Origin of the sequence: Undibacterium sp. Jales W-56 (assembly GCF_025548535.1) — a bacterium.
In the GTDB taxonomy this organism is placed as follows: domain Bacteria; phylum Pseudomonadota; class Gammaproteobacteria; order Burkholderiales; family Burkholderiaceae_D; genus Undibacterium.
Map to the genome: position 1 here is coordinate 1 of NZ_JAJLQW010000012.1, position 6,070 is coordinate 6,070.

Annotated in this window: 2 tRNA genes and 3 rRNA genes; all 5 read left to right on the top strand. The window is 49.7% G+C overall.

What is annotated here, in order from left to right:
- Positions 1-359 precede the first annotated feature (359 nt).
- Positions 360-1,890: ribosomal RNA gene (locus LPB67_RS19025) — 16S ribosomal RNA — on the top strand.
- Positions 1,891-2,025: 135 nt separating this feature from the next.
- Positions 2,026-2,102: transfer RNA gene (locus LPB67_RS19030), tRNA-Ile, on the top strand.
- A gap of 151 nt (positions 2,103-2,253) precedes the next feature.
- Positions 2,254-2,329: transfer RNA gene (locus tag LPB67_RS19035), tRNA-Ala, on the top strand.
- 487 nt (positions 2,330-2,816) lie between these two features.
- Positions 2,817-5,691: ribosomal RNA gene (locus LPB67_RS19040) — 23S ribosomal RNA — on the top strand.
- A gap of 241 nt (positions 5,692-5,932) precedes the next feature.
- A 5S ribosomal RNA gene (rrf, locus tag LPB67_RS19045) occupies positions 5,933-6,045 on the top strand.
- The 16S, 23S and 5S rRNA genes sit together here with 2 tRNA genes alongside, the layout of an rRNA operon.
- The last annotated feature ends 25 nt before the right edge of the window (positions 6,046-6,070 follow it).

Below are 6,070 nucleotides of genomic sequence, written 5' to 3' on the forward strand. Positions count from 1 at the left end.
AAGCGGCTAAAAAAGGTATTGACGAAGAAGAAGAACTGCTGCATAATCTCGCTTCTTTGCTGCTGACAAACAAAACGATTTGTCGGAATAGTGAAGTAAAAAGCGCGGTTGATTCGTCAGAGTCCCGGGGTTTTTAAGCAAGACAGAAACAAGATCTTTAACAATTAACAGTCAATAAATGTGGGCACTTGATAGAAAGCGCCGCGGCTGAATTTATTCGGCCGTGACACTTAAAAAATATCAAATGTTCGCAAGAAGTAATAAATAGGATATCTCGCAAGAGATAGCCTGTCAGTTATTTTGAGTGAGCGACACTCATCGCAAGATGAGAGTTCAGCAATGAACACAAAACAGAGATTAAACTGAAGAGTTTGATCCTGGCTCAGATTGAACGCTGGCGGCATGCCTTACACATGCAAGTCGAACGGTAACAGGGAGCTTGCTCCGCTGACGAGTGGCGAACGGGTGAGTAATATATCGGAACATACCCTAGAGTGGGGGATAACGTAGCGAAAGTTACGCTAATACCGCATACGCACTAAGGTGGAAAGTGGGGGATCTTCGGACCTCATGCTCATGGAGTGGCCGATATCTGATTAGCTAGTTGGTGAGGTAAAGGCTCACCAAGGCGACGATCAGTAGCTGGTCTGAGAGGACGACCAGCCACACTGGAACTGAGACACGGTCCAGACTCCTACGGGAGGCAGCAGTGGGGAATTTTGGACAATGGGCGCAAGCCTGATCCAGCAATGCCGCGTGAGTGAAGAAGGCCTTCGGGTTGTAAAGCTCTTTTGTCAGGGAAGAAACGGTGTTTCCTAATACGGAATACTAATGACGGTACCTGAAGAATAAGCACCGGCTAACTACGTGCCAGCAGCCGCGGTAATACGTAGGGTGCAAGCGTTAATCGGAATTACTGGGCGTAAAGCGTGCGCAGGCGGTTATATAAGTCAGATGTGAAATCCCCGGGCTCAACCTGGGAACTGCATTTGAGACTGTATGGCTAGAGTGTGTCAGAGGGGGGTAGAATTCCACGTGTAGCAGTGAAATGCGTAGATATGTGGAGGAATACCGATGGCGAAGGCAGCCCCCTGGGATAACACTGACGCTCATGCACGAAAGCGTGGGGAGCAAACAGGATTAGATACCCTGGTAGTCCACGCCCTAAACGATGTCTACTAGTTGTCGGGACTTAATTGTCTTGGTAACGCAGCTAACGCGTGAAGTAGACCGCCTGGGGAGTACGGTCGCAAGATTAAAACTCAAAGGAATTGACGGGGACCCGCACAAGCGGTGGATGATGTGGATTAATTCGATGCAACGCGAAAAACCTTACCTACCCTTGACATGGTCAGAATCCCGTAGAGATATGGGAGTGCTCGCAAGAGAACTGGCACACAGGTGCTGCATGGCTGTCGTCAGCTCGTGTCGTGAGATGTTGGGTTAAGTCCCGCAACGAGCGCAACCCTTGTCATTAGTTGCTACGAAAGGGCACTCTAATGAGACTGCCGGTGACAAACCGGAGGAAGGTGGGGATGACGTCAAGTCCTCATGGCCCTTATGGGTAGGGCTTCACACGTCATACAATGGTACATACAGAGGGCCGCCAACCCGCGAGGGGGAGCTAATCCCAGAAAGTGTATCGTAGTCCGGATTGTAGTCTGCAACTCGACTACATGAAGTTGGAATCGCTAGTAATCGCGGATCAGCATGTCGCGGTGAATACGTTCCCGGGTCTTGTACACACCGCCCGTCACACCATGGGAGCGGGTTCTGCCAGAAGTAGGTAGCTTAACCGCAAGGAGGGCGCTTACCACGGCAGGGTTCGTGACTGGGGTGAAGTCGTAACAAGGTAGCCGTATCGGAAGGTGCGGCTGGATCACCTCCTTTCTAGAGTTGCGCTGAAAGTTAAGTGTCCACACTTATTGACTGTTAATCCAAAGAACAAGGTAAGTAACCGTCAAACGGATTACAAGCTATGTAACTTAGCGGTAGCGATAGCGCTAAGACTCGAAGCAAGCACCTGGGTCTGTAGCTCAGTTGGTTAGAGCACCGTGTTGATAACGCGGGGGTCGTTGGTTCGAGCCCAACCAGACCCACCACATGATGGTGGCGGTGGTTGAAGCGACATGGCAGTAGTAAGAAAACGAGAATTTACGTTTGGTTTTGTTGTAGAAATCATCTGGCTCTGCCAGTGATTGATACCTGGCTAAACTAGTCAAAAGTAGGGTGTTGCTTTTGACGAAATATTTCGGGGGTTTAGCTCATCTGGTAGAGCACCTGCTTTGCAAGCAGGGGGTGAACGGTTCGATCCCGTTAACCTCCACCAAGATTTGTCCAAAGTACAAACCTAAGTCAAGCCCGCACAGCGATGTGCCGGGGCCAGCGATTTAGGTTTGGTCTTTCAACAGAGACCAGAGCAATATCGTATTACCGTTCTTTAACAATTGAGAAGAAGTAAAGTAGAAATAATCAACATTATTTCTGTAAAGAGAAGTCAGTGACGACAGTCGTTGATGGAAATTATGGAAGGGTTGTGATTGTATCGAACAAACATAGTATTACAAAGAGTTTGAAAAGCCCTGCTGCAAAGCAGAGTTTTAGAAAAATCAAATTCCTTGAGATACGGCAAACGCTAAAGTAATACTCAATAGTAGTAAAGAACTATAACGGTCTTGCGCACGATGAACAGAGCAAATGCTGAATTTGCGTAGGTTTTATCAATTAAAAATGAACTGGCTCTGCCAGGCATTTTTAAGAAATAAAGCCACACAAAAGTAGGTTTTTACTTTTGTGTGCAGGAGCTAACGTTATAGGGACAAGTGACTAAGTGCACATGGTGGATGCCTTGGCGATATCAGGCGATGAAGGACGTAGTAGCTTGCGATAAGCTGCGGGGAGTGAGCAAACACACATTGATCCGCAGATTTCCGAATGGGGAAACCCGGCCGTAAGGTCATTGCAACCTGAATACATAGGGTTGCAAAGCGAACGTGGCGAACTGAAACATCTAAGTAGCTACAGGAAAAGAAATCAACCGAGATTCCCAAAGTAGTGGCGAGCGAAATGGGAACAGCCTGCAAGATCTAGCATTTTTGATAGTAGAACGGAATGGAAAGTCCGGCCATAGAGGGTGATAGCCCCTTATACGAAATCATCGGTGTGGAACTAAGCTTGCGACAAGTAGGGCGGGACACGTGAAATCCTGTCTGAACATGGGGGGACCATCCTCCAAGGCTAAATACTCGATATCGACCGATAGTGAACCAGTACCGTGAGGGAAAGGCGAAAAGAACCCCGGAAGGGGAGTGAAATAGATCCTGAAACCGTGTGCATACAAACAGTAGGAGCGGACTTGTTCCGTGACTGCGTACCTTTTGTATAATGGGTCAGCGACTTACATTCAGTGGCAAGGTTAACCGCATAGGGAAGCCGTAGAGAAATCGAGTCCGAATAGGGCGAAATTAGTCGCTGGGTGTAGACCCGAAACCAAGTGATCTACTCATGGCCAGGTTGAAGGTGCGGTAACACGCACTGGAGGACCGAACCCACTAATGTTGAAAAATTAGGGGATGAGCTGTGGGTAGGGGTGAAAGGCTAAACAAACTTGGAAATAGCTGGTTCTCTCCGAAAACTATTTAGGTAGTGCCTCAAGTATCACCATCGGGGGTAGAGCACTGTTATGGCTAGGGGGTCATCGCGACTTACCAACCCATTGCAAACTCCGAATACCGATGAGTGCGAGCTTGGGAGACAGACGTCGGGTGCTAACGTCCGGCGTCAAGAGGGAAACAACCCAGACCGCCAGCTAAGGTCCCAAAGTACAGCTAAGTGGAAAACGAAGTGGGAAGGCTAAAACAGTCAGGAGGTTGGCTTAGAAGCAGCCACCCTTTAAAGAAAGCGTAATAGCTCACTGATCGAGTCGTCCTGCGCGGAAGATGTAACGGGGCTAAGCTGTACACCGAAGCTGCGGATATCCGTAAGGATATGGTAGGAGAGCGTTCTGTAAGCCTGCGAAGGTGTCTTGTAAAGGATGCTGGAGGTATCAGAAGTGCGAATGCTGACATGAGTAGCGATAATGGGGGTGAAAAGCCTCCACGCCGTAAGCCCAAGGTTTCCTGTTCAACGTTCATCGGAGCAGGGTGAGTCGGCCCCTAAGGCGAGGCAGAGATGCGTAGCTGATGGGAAGCAGGTTAATATTCCTGCACCGTCGTATGATGCGATGGGGGGACGGATCACAGAAGGTCGTCAGGCGGTTGGAAGAGCCTGTTCTTGACTTGTAGAAGGCACTTAGGCAAATCCGGGTGCGTAATTCAAGGGGTTGAGACGAGTGAACTTGTTCACGAAGCGATCGGAAGTGGTTCCAAGAAAAGCCTCTAAGCTTCAGTCATACGAGACCGTACCGCAAACCGACACAGGTGGGCGAGATGAGTATTCTAAGGCGCTTGAGAGAACTCGGGAGAAGGAACTCGGCAAATTGGTACCGTAACTTCGGGATAAGGTACGCCCTGGTAGTTTGACCCCCCTGCGGGGGAAGGATGAAAGGGTTGCAATAAACTGGTGGCTGCAACTGTTTAATAAAAACACAGCACTCTGCAAACACGAAAGTGGACGTATAGGGTGTGACTCCTGCCCGGTGCTGGAAGATTAAATGATGGGGTGCAAGCTCTTGATTGAAGTCCCAGTAAACGGCGGCCGTAACTATAACGGTCCTAAGGTAGCGAAATTCCTTGTCGGGTAAGTTCCGACCTGCACGAATGGAGTAATGATGGCCACACTGTCTCCTCCCGAGACTCAGCGAAGTTGAAATGTTTGTGATGATGCAATCTACCCGCGGCTAGACGGAAAGACCCCATGAACCTTTACTGTAGCTTTGCATTGGACTTTGAACCAATCTGTGTAGGATAGGTGGGAGGCTTTGAAGCGGGGACGCCAGTTCTCGTGGAGCCAACCTTGAAATACCACCCTGGTTTGTTTGAGGTTCTAACCTTGGCCCGTGATCCGGGTCGGGGACAGTGCATGGTAGGCAGTTTGACTGGGGCGGTCTCCTCCCAAAGTGTAACGGAGGAGTTCGAAGGTACGCTAGGTACGGTCGGACATCGTGCTAATAGTGCAATGGCATAAGCGTGCTTAACTGCGAGACTGACAAGTCGAGCAGGTACGAAAGTAGGACATAGTGATCCGGTGGTTCTGTATGGAAGGGCCATCGCTCAACGGATAAAAGGTACTCTGGGGATAACAGGCTGATTCCTCCCAAGAGTTCATATCGACGGGGGAGTTTGGCACCTCGATGTCGGCTCATCACATCCTGGGGCTGTAGCCGGTCCCAAGGGTATGGCTGTTCGCCATTTAAAGTGGTACGTGAGCTGGGTTTAAAACGTCGTGAGACAGTTTGGTCCCTATCTGCCGTGGGCGTTGGATATTTGAAGGGGGCTGCTCCTAGTACGAGAGGACCGGAGTGGACGAACCTCTGGTGTACCGGTTGTCACGCCAGTGGCATTGCCGGGTAGCTATGTTCGGAAGAGATAACCGCTGAAAGCATCTAAGCGGGAAACTCGCCTTAAGATGAGATATCCCAGAGCCTTGAGCTCTTTAAAGGGTCGTTCGAGACCAGGACGTTGATAGGCTGGGTGTGGAAGTGCAGTAATGCATTAAGCTAACCAGTACTAATTGCCCGTAAGGCTTGTCCCTATAACCTTAGCAGGTAATAGGCTACGACAAGTATTGTGAAGTGTTTGCGAAAAAGCGCCTCCTGTGAAAACAGCAGCGCAGTTCGACAGCAGTCACAACCACCACTGCACGCCATGGTCTGGTGTGCAGTGAAAAAAACATTGATTAGTGCGAATCAAACCGCACATTCTACGACGCTTCTTCCCAATTGGATTTGTTGACCACCACAGAACAACGTGGCTCAGCAGATCAACCAGTTATGCCTGATGACCATAGCAAGTCGGTACCACCCCTTCCCATCCCGAACAGGACCGTGAAACGACTCCGCGCCAATGATAGTGCTGCAACCAGTGTGAAAGTAGGTCATCGTCAGGCTCTTATCCCGCAAAGCCCCCAGCTC